This is a genomic window from Streptomyces sp. NPDC037271 (assembly GCF_055603605.1).
Window position 1 is genome coordinate 237,784 of sequence record NZ_JBVJVN010000003.1, and the last position, 17,111, is coordinate 254,894.

Below are 17,111 nucleotides of genomic sequence, written 5' to 3' on the forward strand. Positions count from 1 at the left end.
GGCGCCCCTCACCGGACGGCGAGCTCAGGACGGCGTGACGGCCAGCACGCGGTTGAGGGCGCCGCCCGGGCGGGTGGTCAGGTCGTCCCAGGTGCCCTCCTCCACGACGCGGCCGGATTCCAGGACGGCGATACGGTCCGCGCGGCGGATGGTGGCGGGGCGGTGGGCGATGACGACGGTCGTCCGATCACCTCCGGCGAGCGCGGCGGCGAGCCGGGCGTCGCCGGCGTTGTCCAGGTGGGCCGTGGTCTCGTCCAGCACGAGGACCCTCGGCCGGGCCAGCAGGGCGCGGGCGAGAGCGACACGGGCCCGCTGGCCGCCGGAGAGCGTGGAGCCGCGCTCCCCGACGAGTGAGTCCAGGGCGGCGATCCCGTCCACGCCGCACACCAGGGCGGTTTCGGCGAGCACCTCGTCGTCAGCGTCCGGTGCGGCGAGGCGCAGGTTCTCCGCGAGGGTGCCGTGGAAGAGGGGCGTCTCCTGCCCCACGACGGCGACGGCACGGCGCAGTTCGGCGTCCGCCACGTCGCGGAGGTCGACGGGGTCGCCGTCACGGGGCACCAGCTGGACGGCTCCTGCCGACGGGTCCCAGAAGCGGGCCAGCAGGTGGGCGCAGGTCGACTTGCCGGCCCCCGAGACACCGACCAGGGCGAGCGTCTGCCCGGCGGGAACCGTCAGGTCGACTCCGTCGAGTACGGGTCCGCCCCCGTAGTCGAAGCACACCCCGTGCAGTCGGACACCCAGCGGGCCCGGGGGAAGCCGACGGACGGCGGCGGTTGGCGGGGCCGACGCGGGGGCCTTCACGGCCGCGTCGACGCGGGCGGCCGCGGCGCGCAGCCCCACGGCCTGGCTCAGCGACCGGGCCGACTCGGCGACCGGCCCCAGCACCGACAGGGCCAGCACCATGGCGGCCGGGGCCCATGCGCCGTGCGGCCGCCCCGAGTTCACGGACTGCGCGGCCGCGAGCACCACGCCGAGGACCGCGAGCACGATGAGCAGATCACGGACGGCTGCGGCCATGGCCTCCCAGGAGGCCTCGGCCCGCTGTGCCGCACCCACCCGCCGGCCCTGCTCGGCGAGGCGGCGGCGCCGCTCGGCAAGCCCTCCGAAGACGAGCAGTTCACGCAGTCCGTCGACGGTCTCCACGGTGTCGGCCGAGAGCTTCGCGATCTCGGCCCTGGTGCGGGCCCCGCGCGTGGCGCGTCCACGCGCGTCGGTGAAGGGGGCCACGGTCAGGAGCGCGGCGCAGGGCAGCACCGCCGCCAGCAGCCACGGCTCCACCGCCGCCAGCGTGACGGCCCCGCCAATGAACACCGCGCCGGATGCCAGGAGTTGGGCCGTGGTGTGCGCGTAGAAGAACTCCAGCGCCTCGACGTCGGCCAGCGCGGTGGTGGCCAGGTCCCCGCTGCGGCGTCCGGCCACCCGGGCGGGGGCGCTGCGGGCGAGCCCGTCGAAGACCCGCACGCGCAGTTCGGCCAGCACCCGGTAGGCCAGGTCGTGCGAGAGATCCATCTCGCGCCAGGTCATCAGGGCGCGTACGAGGACGAGCGCGATCAGCGCCGTGACCGTACCGGGTGAGGGGGCCCGCTCTTCGATGACGGCGGTTCCGACGCTGTGTGCGGCCAGTGTCAGCAGCGCGACCAGTGAGCCCTGTTCGGCGAGTGCGGCGACGCAGGTGCGGGCCGCCATGACACGGTGCCCGGTGAGGGCGGGCAGCAGGGCGCGCAGTGAGCCCCGCGGGGGCACGGACGCGTCGGTGGTGCCGCCCGGTGTCACCACGGTGGTGGTGCCGACGGTGCTGCTCATGCGGCGAGCCCCTCTTCCTCGGTGTGACCGGCCTTGACGAGCTCCGCGTAGACGCCTCCGGCAGCCACGAGGGCGGCGTGCTCCCCGACGGCGTCCACGCGACCGCCGTCGAGGACGACGATGCGGTCGGCGTGCCGGACGGCGGCGATCCGGTGGGCGACCAGCAGGACGGTCCGGTCTCCGGCGGCGTCGAGCAGTTCCCGGACGATGTGGGCCTCCCGGCGTTCGTCGACCGCGCTCGTGGCCTCGTCGAGGACGAGTACCCGGGCGTCGGCGAGCAGGGCCCGGGCGAGGGCGAGGCGCTGGCGTTGTCCGCCGGACAGGGTGGCGCCCCGTTCGCCGAGCAGGGTGGCGTAGCCGTCGGGGAGGGCGGTGATCTCGTCGTGGACGCCGGCCGCCCGTGTCGCGTGGGCCAGTTCCTCGTCCGTGGCGTCCGGCCGTGCCAGGCGCAGGTTGTCGGCGATGGAGGCGTGGAAGAGGTAGGTATCCTGCGAGACGACGGCTATGCCCTGCCGCAGCGAGTCGAGTCCGTACCCGGCCACGTCTCGGCCGTCGACGGTGATCCGGCCCCGCTGCGGGTCGCGGTGGCGCAGAAGCAGGGTGAGCAGCGTGGATTTGCCGGCGCCGGAAGGCCCGACGACGGCGGTGGTGCGCCCCGCCTCGGCGGTGAAGGTGACGTCGCGGAGGACCGGCCCGTCGGCTCCGTCGTATGCGAACTCCACGTGTTCGAAGCGTATGCACGGCGGATCCGGCCAGTGCGCTCGCTCCGGCGCCGGGTCGCGGACCTGGGGATCGGATACCTCGGGGTCGGCGGTGCGCAGTGCGGCGAGTCCGTCCGCCGCCGACGCCCCCAGGTATCCGGCGTGCCATTCGCGGGACAGGTCGCGTACGGGCCTGAAGCACTCGGAGGCCAGGAGCAGCACCAGGTAGGTGCCGGTGGGCGTGGCGGAACCGGTGACGGCCGACCAGCAGGCGAGCAGTGCGGCGGCCACGGTGCCGCCCTGGATGGCCAGGTCCGTGAGACCGGTGTCGACCAGTGACACGCGGAGCTTGGCGACGGTCGCCCGGTGCAGCGCCGCGGAGCGTTCCTCCAGGCGCTCGCGGGTGCGTCCGACGGCGCCCGCGGCCCGCAGTGCGGGCATGCCCTGCAGTGCTTCGAGGTAGTCGGCGCCCAGGCCTTCGTAGGTGTCCCAGTGTTCCTTGCCGCGCTCGGCCAGGAGCCGGTCCCAGGCGCGTGGACCGAGCAGGCCGAGCAGCAGGGCGGGTACGAGACCGAGCAGGGCGACCGGTTCGACAGCGGCCAGGACGGCGAGGAGCAGCGGCGGCACGGCGACGGTGACGAGGAGCTGCGGCAGGTACCGGGAGACGTAGGCGTCGACGCCCTCGACCCCGTCGACGAGGGTGGCGCGTACGGCTCCGGCACGCGCGGCGGTCAGGTACGCCGGTCCGAGCCGTCCGAGGTGGGCGAGGAGTTCGTCCCGCAGCCGCACCCTGACCCGCGCCCCGGCACGGGTGGCGGTGCGCCGTTGCCAGTGACCGAGCCCCGCACGGGCGGCTACGACGCCGAGTACGCCCCCGAGGAGCGGCGGGAGCCGGTCCGTGTCGCCCCGGGCCACGCCGGCGAGGGCGATCGCGAGCAGCACGGCCTGCGCGAGGTGGGCGAGGGTGACGGCTCCCTGCAGGAGGGTCGCCGCGAGCAGGGGGCGCTGTGCGTGCCGTGCGGCACGCCGCAGCTCTGGGTGGACGATCACGGGGTTCCCCCTCCTGAGTGGGTGGTGCCGAGGGCCACGCCGTGGACGATCCGGGCCCTGCCGGGTGCGGCTCCTGGTGCGGCACCGAGGCCGGCTGCGCCGTGCGGTGACGGTGCGTTCGACGGACGTGGGCCGAGGTGACGTCTCCGGGAGCGGCCGCGAGGGGCTCCAGCCAGACCGCCGGCCCGCGCGGTGACAGCGCAGCCAGGCGGTACCGCTCCCGGGCAGCAGGTCGACAGCGCCCCAGAGCGCAATCTAGTGAACATCATTTTCATATTCCACGCCCGGGAGAGGGTGATCCGGGTAACACACCGGCCAGCCGCCCTCGGGGTCCCGGCCGACCCTGCCCGCGACGTTGAGCACATCGGCGAGCAGCCCGGGGGTGACCACCTCCTTCGGCGTCCCGTCCGCCACCACGCGGCCGTCCCGCAGGGCGACGATCCGCTCGGCGAACCGGGCCGCGTGGGCCAGGTCGTGCAGCACCATCACGACGGTGAGGCCGCGCTCCTCGCGCAGGCGCACCACGGTCTGCAGCACGTCGAGTTGGTGATGCAGGTCCAGGTAGGTGGTCGGCTCGTCCAGCAGCAGGACGCGGGTGTCCTGGGCGAGCGCCATCGCGAGCCGGACCCGCTGCCGTTCACCGCCCGACAGCGCGTCCACGTCCCGGTCGGCCCACTCCTCAACCCCGACGTCGCGCAACGCGCGCCGTACGACGGGGTCGTCGCCCTCGCGCAGCATGCCGAGCGGGCCGCGCGCCGCGTACCGCCCCTGCCGGACGAGGTGCCGGACCGTCATGCCGGGGACGGCCGGGGCCGACTGGTGCAGCAGCGCGACCCGTCGCGCGGTGGCGCGCCGGGAGAGGCCGGCGACGTCGTCGCCGCCGAGCAGGACCCGCCCCTGACCCGGCCGCAGCAGGCCGGCGGCCAGCCTCAGCAAGGTCGACTTGCCGCAGCCGTTGAGGCCGATGAGGGCGGTCAGCTCGCCGGGTTCGACGGTCACGTCGACACCGCGCAGCACGGGACGGCCGGGGTAGCCGAAGTGGACTCCCTCGGCACGGATACCCACGGATTCGGTCATGTTCTGTCCTTCGTCGACATCAGAACGTTCGGCTCGGTGCCCGGCGTACGACGACCAGCAGCAGCACCGCTCCGATACACGTGGTGAGCGCCCCGACCGGCAGCGTGAGCCCTTCGGTGTCCAGCACGACGGCCAGCAGCCGCGACATCAGCTGGGCCGCCGCGTCCGCCCCGCTCACCACGGCGGCCCCCACGAGGGCGGCACCGGGCAGCGTCACCCGCAGGTCCGCACCGAACACCGCCAGGGCCAGGTGCGGAACGAGCAGCCCGACGAAGCCCAGCGCGCCCACCGCGGCCACCGCGCTCGCCGTCAGTGCCACGGCGCACAACAGGGCAAGGGTCCGGGCACGCACGGCGGACAGCCCGGCCGCACCGGCGATCTCGTCGCCGCAGCGCAGCAGGGTCAGCGGCCCGGCCAGCAGCCAGGCCAGTACGCCCCAGGCCAGCGCCCACGGCCACAGCAGGTGCCAGTGCTGCCACACCCGCCCCTCCGTCGTGCCGACGAGCCACTGCACGACACTGCCGAGCTGTCCCGGTGCGACCAGCAGCACCATGGCGGTGAGCCCGCCGAGCACCGCCGACACCAGCACCCCGTGCACGGCGGTCTGCGCGGGATCGCCCCCGCCACGGCCCGCGAGCAGCCACGTCAGCGCGGCTCCGGCGAACCCGCCCAGACACGCGGCGACGACGACGGCGAGGGGCGATTCCCAGCCCGCCAGTCCGAGGCCGGTCGCGGTGACGGCACCCAGTACCGCGCCCGGGGTCACACCGGTGACCTCGGGTCCGGCGAGCGGGTTGCGCAGGGCGGACTGGAGGATCAGGCCCGCCACGCCGAGGCAGGCCCCCGCGCCGAGGGACACCAGCAGGCGGGGCAGGCGGAGTTGCAGCAGAATGTGCCGCTCCGTCGTGTCGCCGCCCCCGCCGAGGACCTCCCGGACCACGGCCGGGGACATGCCGCGGCCGGCCAGCAGTCCACCGCAGACACACACGACGAGGAGCAGGAGGAGCACTCCGAAACGCCGGCTCAGCACGCTCCCTCCTCCGGACCCCCGGCTCACCGGGCGCCCTCCTGCGACGCGGCCGGCGCGACCCGCCGGTCCGGGCGGGCGGCCTCGGAGCCCGCCGCCGGACCGGAGGCCTTCGGTCTCCGCCTTCCCGACCGGAGCAGAGCGACCCCGACCGGCACGCCGAACAGGGACGTCCAGGCGCCGACAGGGGTCTCCACCGGTGCCAGTGCCAGCCGGGCCGGTACGTCGGCGACGGCCACCACCACGGCACCCCACGCGGCCGACCAGGGCAGCCAGCGCACGGCGTGCGCCGTCGGATCGAGCCGTCGGGCCAGATGCGGGGCGAGGAAACCGACCCATGCCACCGGACCGCACACGGCCGTCACGGGCGCGATCAGCAGGACCGCGATCGCCAGCGCGGCGAACCGGGCCCGGTGCACGCGGACACCCAGCGCCTCGGCGTCCTCGTCCCCCAGCCGCAGTACCGAGAGCACCGGTGCGCACAGCACGAGTGCGGGCACCGCGACGAGCAGCCACGGCCACAGCCCGGCGACGTCGTCCCAGGTACGGGCGGAAAGCGAGCCGAGCAGGTAGCGGTAGATCAGCTGGAGGTCCATCTGATCGGCCATGATCATGAGCACGAGCAGCGCGGCCTGCAGGGCGGCGGCGACCGCGGCCCCGGTGAGCAGTACCGCGGACGGGCTGCGCCCCAGTCCGGCGGCCAGCAGTGTGAGCGCGCCGCCGAGCGCGGCCCCGCCGACGGCCAGGAGGGGCTGGGCGACGGCGGGGACGGACACCGCCAGCACCAGGGGAGCGGCGACCCCGAGCGCGGCCCCGGAGGACACGCCCAGCATCTCGGGGACGGCGAGCGGGTTGCGCAGCGCCTCCTGCAGCACGAGGCCCGCCGCGCCCAGGCAGGCACCGGCGAGCAGCGCCAGCACCAGCCGGGGGACGCGCAGTTCGGTGACGACGATCCCGGCGAGCGTGCCGTCCGCGTCCCGCAATGCTCCGGGAAGGCGGTGCAGTGGCACGTAGGGCGTGCCCAGGCTCAGCATGCACACGGACGCCGCGACCAGCAGCGCGCTCACGACGAGAAGCTGCCACCGCCTGCTCGCCCTGTCCGCGCGCGGGTCGCGCGGGGACCGTACGGCCCGCCGCCCTCCCGACGTCACGTCCTCGGCCGCGGCCCGGGCGGTCGGCTCTCTCATCGCAGCGCGGCCGTGGCCTCGTCGAGGACGATGCCGAGCGAGCGGGTGCCCCGTCCCTTGGCCCACACCTCGGAGTTCACCTCGTGGACGTCCCCGTTGCGCACGGCCGGGATTTTGCCCCACAGGGGATTCTTCGCGAGCTTCTCCGACAGCTTGCCGTCCGGCTCGCCGAAGCTGATCGTCTCGACGAACAGCACGTCGACGTCGCGCGCGAGGATCTCTTCGAGGCTGTAACTTCCCTCCACACCACGAGAGGTCCAGGGATAGTCGGCCAGCTTGGGAAACAGACCGGCGGTCACGTCCGTGCCCGGAGTGGCGACGCCGAAGTTCTCGTCACTGCCGAAGATGACGAGCGCGGTCTTGTCGCTCTTGGCCCGCTCGGCGCCGGCGAGCTTGGCACGGAAGGCCCTCTCGGCCTTCTCGCCCTCGGCGGTGCGGCCGGTGAGCGCGGCGACGTCGCGCAGATAGCCGACACTGTCCTGCCACTTCTCGGGCTGCATGGCCCAGAACGTGGTGGCGCCCTTCAGGGCGGGGGCCAGCTTGCCGTGTGTGTCCTCGAGGCCGATCACGAGATCGGGCTTGTGGGAGAGGATCGCCTCCACCTCGGGGGCGATGAACCCTCCGGGAATAACGTCGATCTCGGCCGCCCGCTCCTTCCCCAGGAAGTCGGGGTGGGCCAGGAGAGCGTTGTTCGTGGCCGTGGGGACGATGCCCAGCTCGGTCAGGATGTCGTCGCAGAGCCCGAACAGGCAGACGATCCTCTCGGGTTCCCGCTCCAGGGAGATCTTGACGCCGTTCGCGTCGGTCAACTGCCGTGTCGCCTTGATGGGTTCCACCGTGACGTCGGTCCTGGCGTCGGCCTTCGCGGCCTTGCCACCACCCGCGGGTTCGGTGGATGTGCCGCATCCGACCAGGACGGAACCCACTAGCGCCGCGGTGATCCAGCGTCGGACGAATCTCGACGGTGAGGCCGGCATCGGTGCCCTCGCTTCTTCTCATGGTCCTGAACACGAGGCAAGGTACACGATGATAATCGTTTTCATCAGAGGCTGGTCGGGAGACCATCAGGGAAGACGGGTCCGCGATGAGCTCCGGCCAACTGCTGTTCGTCTCCGACCCCATGGGCGGATCCGTCCGCGTGCCGACCGTTCCGGACGGTGTGGAGGCGCACCGTCCCACCGGCCGCCATCCGTCCCAGCACGCGGGTTTTCCGGCGCTGCCGGGTGGGCGGTGCGGTGACCGGTCGCTCGGGTCGCCCGGCCGTCGGCCTGCCCGACGACGGTCATGGTCCGGCCGGCCTGGCGACTCGACGCGGTGGTCGCGTTCGAACCTTCGTCGGTGGCCGCGAGCTCGAGCCGCATGCGCGGAGGGCGAGGGCGAGGGCGAGGAAGCCGACGGTGGTGAGGATGCCGGCGGCCACGCGCCACGTACGGCCAACAGCCACACGCCACGCACGGCCTACGGCGACGCGCCGCGTACGGTCAACGGCGTCCGGCGCGGGCCGGGCGGCCGAGGCGGACCGCGACGCCCGGTGAGTACAGGACGCTGACCGGGGCGTGGGCGGGGGCCGGGATCCCGGCGCTCGCGATCAGGTCCTCGTCGCAGGCGAGGAGCTCGGCACGGTACAGGGGCCAGCGGGGATGCTGATTGGGCAGATACGCCGCACCGCCGAAGAACGCGTTGTGCATGCCCCAGCGGGCGGTGAGGAAGTGTTCCAGCCCGGTGGGCTCGTCGATGCGTTCGCCGGGCCGTACGGTGATGCGGCTGTAGGCGCCGCGCGGGCCGGGCCAGCGGCGGGAACTGGTGTAGGTCACGGTGTCGCCGACGGTGCGGACGGACATGCGGGACCACAGGTAGGGCAGCCGGAAGCCGACGCGGCCCATCACCACGGGCAGGAGCCGTGAGGCGTCCATCGACCGGAAGACCACACCGCGCCGCCCGTGCGCGTCCACCGAGTACAGCCGCACGTTGGTCTCCGGGAACGAGCCGAAGTACGGCACCCCGGGCAGCCCCAGCCAGCCGACCCGGTGCATCCGGAAGGCGACGAGACCGACGTACGTGAGCCCGTCGTGCGTGTCGGGAACGGTGCCGCGTGGCATGAGCCCCGCCACGGTGGCGGGCTCGACGGCCCAGTGGACGAACGCGAGGTCGAGCCACTCCTGGGTGAGGAGCGGCGCCCGTATCGTCGCGGGGGCGTCGGGCGTGACGGCGCTGGGCTTGTGCACGACGCAAGAATGGCAGACGGCGGGCGGGCACCGGGCCGGGGCGCTCCGTGGGGCCGCCGCTCGGGGCAGGCCTGGCCGGGACGAGCGGGGGTAGAGCGGCGAACCGGCGAGATTCAGCCGTGTTCGACGGAACGGGTCTGCCGATCAGCCCAGGGTGTCCCGTCGCGCCGTGCCCCACTCCCACATGCTGCGCACCACTGGTTCCAGCGCCCGGCCCCGGCTGGTCAGAATGTAGCGGACGCGGGGAGGCCAGCCCGGGGTGCGGTGACGCTCGATGACGCCCGCACCGGTCAACTGGGCCAGCCGGTCCGAGAGGACCTTGTCCGAGAGAGCGGGCAGGGCGGCGGACAGTTCGGAGTATGTGGCCTGACCGCGGCGCAGGAACTCGCGGACCACCAGCGGCGTCCACCGACCACCCAACGCGGCGAGGGTGATGTCAACAGGGCACCGCGGTTCGTGGCCAGGCGGAACCAGGGCGCTGTCAGGACAGTCCGCCAGCGGGCCGTCCTGATCACCTGCCGGTGCGTGTCCAACGGTTTGGTGAGTCACGAAGCCCCCTCCTAATGTCCGTCGAAAACCCCGCCAGCTTGCCTCCAGGGGGGCCTTGTGCGCATCCACCACCTCAACTGCGGTTCTCTCCGCAAGATTCCACCACTCGGCGAGGAACTTCCGGCCGGCGCCGTGAACCGCGAACGGGCCGTTGCCTGCCATTGCCTGCTCATCGAGACGGACTCGGACGGGCTGATCCTGGTCGACACCGGCCTCGGCACCGCCGACCTGCAGCACCCTGACCGGTCGCTGGGTGCGGACTGGGTCGCCTACGCCCAGCCCGAGCTGAATCCCGAGGAGAGCGCCCTGCGCCAAGTCGTCCGCCTCGGGTACGCACCCCAGGACGTGCGGCACATCGTGCTCACCCACCTGCATCGCGACCACACGGGAGGACTGCCGGACTTCCCGCACGCGCAGGTGCATGTCCACCCCGACGAATACCGGGCCGTCACCGACCCCACGGCAGCGCACCACCGGCACACCCTCGACCGCTTCGTGCCGGCGCACCGGGCGCACAATCCGCTGCTCACACCCGCGACCATGTCCGACCGCACAACGTGGTTCGGCTTCCCCGACGTGATGCGACCGCAGGGGCTGGCATGCGAGTTGCTGCTGGTGCCACTGCCTGGCCACTCGGCGGGACACTCGGGTGTCGCCGTGCGCGACGGCCACGGACGGTGGCTGCTGCATGCGGGCGACGCGTACATGTATCACGGCGAGCTCGAGCACACGCCGCCCCTCTCTCATCCCGTCCTCGACCCGGTCCAGCAGGGAGCACAGACCGACGTCACAGCTCGCGACGCGACCCGCGACCGACTGCGCTCCCTCCGACGCGACCACGCGGACGAGATCACGGTCTTCAGCGCACACGACCCATGGGAGCTGGCCTACTTCACCGCCTCCGGAAGTTAGCCGCCGTCGCGTCATCGCGTTCGTCTTCGAGTCGACCGTGCTGACGGACGGTCTACTCCCTGCTGATGCCGGTCCGCCTGGACGGCTGACGGCACGGCGCCCGTACCCCGGCCGTTCCCCGGCCATTCCCCGGCCGTCCCCAGCGCCCGCCGCGTTGTCAGTGGGCTGGCCTAGAGTTTTCAGCACTTGATCACCGCGGTGCGGGGAGGCACTCATGGGGTGGGTGGCGGCCGGGGACTACGAGGTGGCCCTGGACGACGGGAAGGTGGTGTGCCGCAACGCCGCCGGACGACGGCTCAAGTCGGTGCCGGCCGAACTGGCGGACGATCCCGCCGTGGTGGGGCTGCGCCAGCTCACCGAGTGGCTGGAGCGGCACGAACGCCAGTGCCTGACCGACGTGGAGCGGTGGATGGTGCGGTCACTGCCCGTCCCCCTCGCCGTGCTCACCCGGGTGTGGCCCGACCCGGCCTGGCGGTCCGCCCTGCGCGACCTCGTCGTCACCGGCGCCGACGGCGAGGTCGCGGGGTTCCTGCGGGACGCCGACCCCGACCGCGGCCTCGGTCTCGTCGACCTCGACGGGGACACCGTGCGCATCTCCCCCGGCCTCGTACGTCTCCCGCACCCCGTGCTGCTCGAAGACCTGGGGGAACTGCGGGAGTTCGCCGTCGAACTCGGCGTCGAGCAGCGCGCCCAGCAGCTCTTCCGCGAGGTCTGGCACCGCCCCGCCGCGCTCGACGCGGAGAGCACCTCGGTCGAGGAGTACGCGGGCGGTGCCTTCAAGGAACTGCGTTTCCTGCACGGGCGGGTCACCCAGCTCGGTTACCGCGTGCGCGGCGGATACGCCGTCTGCTCCGTACGGGAGGGGGGCCGGGGCGTCGAGGCCCGCGTCTGGGTCGGCGACTACGACGGCTACGAGGAGACGGAGACCGGTCCCCTGATGTGGACCGACAGCGCCGGCCGCGTGCTGAAGCTCGGCGGGATCGGGCCGGTGGCCTGGTCGGAGGGCATGCGCATGGCTGCCGCGCTGTACGCCGGACGTGACATCGAGGACGAGGAGCGGGCGGCGTGAGCACCGTGAACGGGACCACCACCATGACAGCCGACGGGACCGCCGCCACACCGGGCGGAGCCACCATCGCGCAGGAGGGAGCCACCATCCCGCCGGGCGGAGCCGCCGCGTACGACGACGCCACGCCCGCCACTCGTCGGACCACCGCCTACGACGACGCCACCGCAGCCGCCCTCCTCGAGGCCGGCGCCCTCCTGCCGCCGGGCAGCACCGACCGGGAGGACGCCGACACCCTCACCGTCCGTACCTACACCCATGCCGCTCTGGGCGACCGCAGTGTCGTCCGGCTGGTGTCGGGCACCCTCGGCGAGGCCGAGGACCTCGCCCTGGACTTCCTCGGCCTCGTGCGCGACGCGGAACCCTCCGCGACGTCCTGCTCCTCACGCACCGCCTCCCCGGCGCCACCGGCCCGGAACTCGCCGGACTGCGCGGCACCGAACGCCGGCCCTACACCCCGGACGGGTCCCTGCGCCTGTACGGGCTCTTCGCCGAGCCCGTCCTCACCGCGACCGGATACGCGGGCGCCGTCACCTGGACCGCCGACGCCGCGGGCCGGCTCTACACGGTCTCCGACGTGGCCCCGGACAGCGCCGGGCGGGCCACCGGCGCCGCCGACCGCGCCGTGGCCATCGGGGACACATCCCTGACACATCGTGAACTGTCGCGTGCGGGACTCGCCGTGTCCGGCGCGACCGTCTCTCCGACGGGCCGCCTGGGGGCGGGCGCGGGTGTACGGGCCGTGCGTGCCACCGGCGCCGCATGGCACGCCGAGCCCCTGGACCACCTGTGGGCGGTACCGGTGGCCGAGCAGGTCTCCCGCGCCCTGACGGACGAACGGGACCTGCTGTTCCTCGACGTCACGCTCATCGGCACGGTCCGCGAGGCAGCGGGCGAGTGCCTGGTCGCCGACTGCGGCGGCCGCACGCTCCGGCTCGCCGCCGCCCATGACGATCCCGCGCTTCCCGGCCGCGAGAACCTCCGCCTTCTGGCGTCCGCCCGGGGCCTCCGGCTGCGCGTCGTCGCCCGGCTCACGCCGGCCCCGCAGCCCCGCGCCCTGCTCCTTGCCGTCAGCCATCCCACCGACCCGGGAAGCCGCCTCGACCTCGGTCTCGACCGGCTCCGTCGCGCGGACCTGCCCGCCGCACCGGCACCCGGGGGTGCCCCGGCCGCCGCGCCCGCCGTCGACGAGGCACCCGTGCACCTGCTGCGGCGCCGGCTCCACCAGGCCGTCTCCGGAGGCCGCCGTGTGCTGGCCTTCCCGGGGAACCGGGACGCCGACGGCACGCGTCTTCGCCGGCACGGCCTCGGCACCGCCGCCGAACTCCTCACCGAGCTCCACGCCGCCGCCGGGGACCGCGCACGCGACCCCTTCGGCCGGCTGCTCCCGGCCGACACCGGCCGCTTCACCCGCGCCTGGCTCGGCGCCGCCGTCCACACCGGGGAACTCGACCGCATTCTGTGCGCCGCCGCGTGGGGCGCGGACCTCACGGACGTCACCGATCCGGCGGCTCCCGTCGATCCGGCCGTGCTCGTCGATCCGGCCGTGCTCGTCGATCCGGCCGTGCTCGTCGATCCGGCCGTGCTCGTCGATCCGACGGCCCCCGCCCGCCCCCGGACGCCTGGCGATCGGCCCACCAAGCCGAGCGACTGACCGTAATATCGGATGATCTCGTAGGGGGAGGCGGGCATGGCCAGGCAGCGTCCCGGTACGCCGACGCTCGAGGAGGTGGCCGCCCTCGCCGGTGTGGGGCGGGGCACCGTCTCGAGGGTCGTCAACAACGCGGCCGGCGTGCGGGATTCCACACGCCGCGCCGTGCAGCGGGCCATCGCCGAACTGGGATACGTGCCGAATCTCGCGGCCCGTTCCCTGGCCGGCCACCGGGCGGACGCCGTCGCGCTGGTCATGACGGAGACGGACTGGCGGCTGTTCGGGGAGCCGTTCTTCACCGAGATCGTCCATGCCGTCGGCGACGCCCTGACCGACACCCCGGTGCAGTTGCTGCTCACCCTGGTCCGTACGGACACCGAGCGGCAGCGTTTCGTGGAGTACGCGCGGGGCGGCCGGGTCGACGGCGTGCTGCTGATGTCCGTACGTGCCGAGGACCCGCTGCCGGACCTGCTCGCCAAGGCGGGACTGCCCACCGTCATGCTGGGGCGGCGTTCCGGCGACGAGAGCGTCACCTACGTCGACGCCGACAACACCGGCGGCGCGCGCGGCGCGGTCACGCACCTGCTGGACGGCGGCCGGACCACGATCGGGGCGATCAGCGGACCGCTCGACATGTACGTCGCCCAGTGCCGGTTGCGCGGATACCGGGAGGCGCTGGAGTCGGTGGGTGTGGAGGTCAGGCCCTCGCTGGTCGCCGAGTGCGCCGATTTCACGGAGGAGAGCGGGCGCCGGGCGATGACCGCTCTGCTCTCCCGTCACCCGGAGCTCGACGCGGTGTTCGCCGCCTCGGACACCATGGCGGCCGGGGCGCTGAACGCGCTGCGCGCGGCGGGCCGGCGGGTGCCGCAGGACGTCGCGGTGATCGGCTTCGACGACTGCCGGCCGGCCGAGTCCACGGAACCGCGGCTGACGACGGTCCGGCAGCCGCTGGAGGAGATCGGCCACACGATGGTGCGGCTCCTGCTGGAGGAGATGGAGGACTCCGCCGTCGCCTGGCGCCACGTCATCCTGCGTACCGAACTCGTACTCCGGGACTCCGCCTGATCCGACGTCGGCACCCGGCAGCGCTCCCGGCGGCACGTCTCTCACCTGGGGCTTCGAAATCCCTTCGACAAACCCGACGCACACACTCTTGTCAGGGACATGAGCGGCTTCTACAGTCCCCAGTCAACCGGTAAGTGGGAGCGCTCCCATCAGAGTCGGGAGCGCTCCCGCACCGGCCCCCTCCATCCCCCGCACCCTTCCGGAGAGACCCCCATGCGACCGTTTCGGCCCCAAGCCCGCACTCCGCGCGGCCTCCTGGGCGCACTGATCGCGACCCTCGCGGTCGTCGCGTCACTGATGACCGCGACGGCGCAGGCCCAGGCGGACACCACGATCTGCGAACCGTTCGGCACGACGACGATCCAGGGACGCTACGTCGTCCAGAACAACCGCTGGGGCTCCAGCGCCACCCAGTGCGTCACCGCCACCGACACCGGCTTCCGGGTCAGCCAGGCCGACGGATCCGCACCCACCAACGGGGCGCCGAAGTCGTATCCGTCGGTCTTCAACGGCTGCCACTACACGACCTGTTCACCGGGCACCAACCTCCCCGCCCGGCTCGACACCGTCTCCGAGGCGCCCTCCAGCATCTCGTACGGTTACGTCGGCGACGCCGTCTACAACGCCTCGTACGACATCTGGCTGGACCCGACACCCCGGACCGACGGGGTGAACCGGACCGAGATCATGATCTGGTTCAACAGGGTGGGCCCGATCCAGCCCATCGGTTCCCAGGTCGGCACGGCCGCGGTGGGCGGACGGACCTGGGAGGTGTGGACCGGCAGCAACGGCGCCAACGACGTGCTGTCCTTCGTGGCCCCGTCGGCGATCACCGACTGGAGCTTCGACGTCATGGACTTCGTCCGGGCCACCGTCGCGCGCGGACTCGCCGAGGACGACTGGTACCTGACGAGCGTGCAGGCCGGCTTCGAGCCGTGGCAGAACGGCGCCGGACTGGCCGTGAACTCCTTCTCCTCCACGGTCTCGACCGGCGGCGGCGCGGGCACCCCCGACCCCGGCGGCCCCGGGGACCCGGCGGCGTGCGAGGTGACGTACGGCACGAACGTCTGGCAGGACGGCTTCACCGCGGACGTCACCGTCACCAACACCGGCACGACCCCCGTCGACGGCTGGCGGCTCGCCTTCACCCTGCCCTCCGGTCAGCGGATCACCAACGCCTGGAACGCCTCCGTCGCCCCGAACACAGGTGCCGTCACGGCGACCGGCATGGCTCACAACGCCCGGATCGCCCCCGGCGGCAGCCTGACATTCGGCTTCCAGGGCACCCACGGCGGCACGTTCGCCGAGCCGGACGGCTTCCTCCTGAACGACACCGCCTGCACCACGGCGTAGCGGCCGCGCACGGCCCCCGCCTCCCCGCCCGTCCGGTCGACGCACCCTCCCCGGACGGGCGGGGGTTCCACCGCACGCTCCTCCTGATCACCAAGCCTGATTGCCGGACATCGACCGCCGGGCCCCGATCACCAGGTCCCGACCACTCCCCTCGATCGTCTCGATTGTCATGGACCGATCATGGATCGGTCATCAACGACCGGGAGCCGCAGCACCCGGAAGAACAGGAGACCCCTGTGGTTCGACGCAGCAGATACCTCTCTCTCACGGCGGTACTGGCCACCCTGCTCGGCGCGCTCGGCGTGACGTTCCTGCTCGGGCAGGGGCGGGCCGACGCGCACGGCGTGGCGATGATGCCCGGCTCACGCACCTACCTCTGCCAGCTGGACGCCAAGACCGGCACCGGCGCCCTGGACCCGACGAACCCGGCCTGCCAGAGCGCCCTCGACCGGAGCGGCGCGACGGCGCTGTACAACTGGTTCGCCGTGCTCGACTCCAACGCGGGCGGACGCGGCGCCGGTTACGTGCCGGACGGCACCCTGTGCAGCGCCGGCGACCGGTCCCCGTACGACTTCTCCGCCTACAACGCCGCCCGCGCCGACTGGCCCCGGACGCACCTGACGTCCGGTTCGACGATCCAGGTGAACTACAGCAACTGGGCGGCCCACCCGGGTGACTTCCGGGTCTATCTGACCAAGCCCGGCTGGTCGCCCACGTCCGAGCTGGGCTGGGACGACCTGGAGCTGATCCAGACGGTGACCGACCCGCCCCAGCAGGGCTCGGCGGGCGCCGACGGGGGCCACTACTACTGGGATCTGGCGCTGCCTTCGGGCCGCTCGGGTGACGCGCTGATCTTCATGCAGTGGGTGCGTTCGGACAGCCAGGAGAACTTCTTCTCCTGCTCCGACGTCGTCTTCGACGGCGGCAACGGCGAGGTGACCGGCATCGGCGGGTCGGGGAGCACCCCGACGCCGACCCCGCCCCCGACGACCCCGCCGCCCACGCACTCCGGTGACTGCATGGCCGTGTACGCCGTGGAGAACTCCTGGAGCGGCGGCTTCCAGGGTTCCGTCGAGGTGATGAACCACGGGACGGAGCCGTTGAACGGCTGGGCCGTGCAGTGGCGGCCGGGCAGCGGTACCACGCTCGGCGGGGTGTGGAACGGCACACTGTCCGGCGGGGCCGACGGCACGGTGACGGTCCGGAACGTGGACCACAACCGCGTCGTCCCACCGGACGGCAGCGTGTCCTTCGGCTTCACCGCCACGTCCACGGGCAATGACTTCCCGGTGGGGACGATCGGCTGCGTGGCACCGTAGCGCGACCGGGGGGGGGGGGGGGGGGGAGGGGGGGGGGGGGTGGGGGGGGGGGGGGGGGGGGGGTTTTGGCGCCCCGTATGTGTGTGCACCGGTCCCCCCCCTTTTTTTGGTTGTGGTGTTGGGGAC

14 protein-coding genes and 1 pseudogene are annotated in these 17,111 nt (G+C 73.3%); 7 read left to right on the forward strand and 8 right to left on the reverse strand.

Annotated features, from left to right (window positions below; all coding sequences use genetic code 11):
• Positions 1–24: 24 nt before the first annotated feature.
• The 8 genes from ACZ7G3_RS08835 to ACZ7G3_RS08870 all read right to left on the reverse strand — a co-directional run bounded on the left by ACZ7G3_RS08835 (position 25) and on the right by ACZ7G3_RS08870 (position 9,490).
• The gene (locus tag ACZ7G3_RS08835) at positions 25–1,803 is read right to left on the reverse strand and encodes an ABC transporter ATP-binding protein (protein ID WP_470924299.1); all 1,779 of its coding nucleotides are present in this window, start codon (positions 1,801–1,803) and stop codon (positions 25–27) included.
• A complete protein-coding gene (locus ACZ7G3_RS08840; RefSeq protein WP_470924301.1) occupies positions 1,800–3,554 on the reverse strand; it encodes an ABC transporter ATP-binding protein/permease in 1,755 nt (584 codons plus the stop codon). The genes ACZ7G3_RS08835 and ACZ7G3_RS08840 overlap by 4 nt, the downstream gene beginning before the upstream one ends.
• A 255-nt stretch (positions 3,555–3,809) precedes the next feature.
• Complete coding sequence (locus ACZ7G3_RS08845; protein ID WP_426598862.1) at positions 3,810–4,631, reverse strand: ABC transporter ATP-binding protein; 822 nt, start codon at positions 4,629–4,631, stop codon at positions 3,810–3,812.
• Between the two features lie 19 nt (positions 4,632–4,650).
• Positions 4,651–5,658 carry a FecCD family ABC transporter permease gene (locus ACZ7G3_RS08850; RefSeq protein ID WP_470924544.1) on the reverse strand — a complete coding sequence of 336 codons (1,008 nt, stop codon included), beginning with the start codon at positions 5,656–5,658 and terminating at the stop codon, positions 4,651–4,653.
• 26 nt (positions 5,659–5,684) lie between these two features.
• Complete coding sequence (locus ACZ7G3_RS08855; protein WP_470924545.1) at positions 5,685–6,692, reverse strand: FecCD family ABC transporter permease; 1,008 nt, start codon at positions 6,690–6,692, stop codon at positions 5,685–5,687.
• Positions 6,693–6,841: 149 nt separating this feature from the next.
• Positions 6,842–7,822: an ABC transporter substrate-binding protein gene (locus ACZ7G3_RS08860; protein WP_470924303.1), complete on the reverse strand. Its 981-nt coding sequence runs from the start codon at positions 7,820–7,822 to the stop codon at positions 6,842–6,844.
• Positions 7,823–8,326: 504 nt separating this feature from the next.
• Positions 8,327–9,070 carry a YqjF family protein gene (locus ACZ7G3_RS08865; protein WP_470924305.1) on the reverse strand — a complete coding sequence of 248 codons (744 nt, stop codon included), beginning with the start codon at positions 9,068–9,070 and terminating at the stop codon, positions 8,327–8,329.
• Positions 9,071–9,214: 144 nt separating this feature from the next.
• Entirely contained in the window at positions 9,215–9,490 is a 276-nt protein-coding gene (locus tag ACZ7G3_RS08870) for a winged helix-turn-helix transcriptional regulator (RefSeq protein ID WP_426598859.1), read from the reverse strand.
• A gap of 186 nt (positions 9,491–9,676) precedes the next feature.
• On the opposite strand from ACZ7G3_RS08870, the gene ACZ7G3_RS08875 reads away from it, so the two are divergent.
• From ACZ7G3_RS08875 to ACZ7G3_RS08905, 7 genes and pseudogenes are all read left to right on the forward strand, one after another.
• The gene (locus ACZ7G3_RS08875) at positions 9,677–10,531 is read left to right on the forward strand and encodes an MBL fold metallo-hydrolase (protein ID WP_470924307.1); all 855 of its coding nucleotides are present in this window, start codon (positions 9,677–9,679) and stop codon (positions 10,529–10,531) included.
• Between the two features lie 214 nt (positions 10,532–10,745).
• Positions 10,746–11,600, forward strand: a complete 855-nt coding sequence (locus ACZ7G3_RS08880; RefSeq protein ID WP_470924309.1) for a DUF4132 domain-containing protein — start codon at positions 10,746–10,748, stop codon at positions 11,598–11,600.
• Between the two features lie 23 nt (positions 11,601–11,623).
• Positions 11,624–11,959: pseudogene (locus ACZ7G3_RS08885) on the forward strand (hypothetical protein); the annotation flags it as partial.
• 215 nt (positions 11,960–12,174) lie between these two features.
• A complete protein-coding gene (locus tag ACZ7G3_RS08890) occupies positions 12,175–13,251 on the forward strand; it encodes a hypothetical protein (protein ID WP_470924311.1) in 1,077 nt (358 codons plus the stop codon).
• Positions 13,252–13,287: 36 nt separating this feature from the next.
• Positions 13,288–14,313 (forward strand): LacI family DNA-binding transcriptional regulator, encoded by a 1,026-nt coding sequence (locus ACZ7G3_RS08895; RefSeq protein WP_470924313.1) that lies wholly within the window; start codon positions 13,288–13,290, stop codon positions 14,311–14,313.
• A gap of 213 nt (positions 14,314–14,526) precedes the next feature.
• The gene (locus ACZ7G3_RS08900; RefSeq protein WP_470924315.1) at positions 14,527–15,666 is read left to right on the forward strand and encodes a glycoside hydrolase family 12 protein; all 1,140 of its coding nucleotides are present in this window, start codon (positions 14,527–14,529) and stop codon (positions 15,664–15,666) included.
• A 236-nt stretch (positions 15,667–15,902) separates the two neighbouring features.
• Positions 15,903–16,985 (forward strand): lytic polysaccharide monooxygenase auxiliary activity family 9 protein, encoded by a 1,083-nt coding sequence (locus tag ACZ7G3_RS08905; RefSeq protein ID WP_470924317.1) that lies wholly within the window; start codon positions 15,903–15,905, stop codon positions 16,983–16,985.
• The last annotated feature ends 126 nt before the right edge of the window (positions 16,986–17,111 follow it).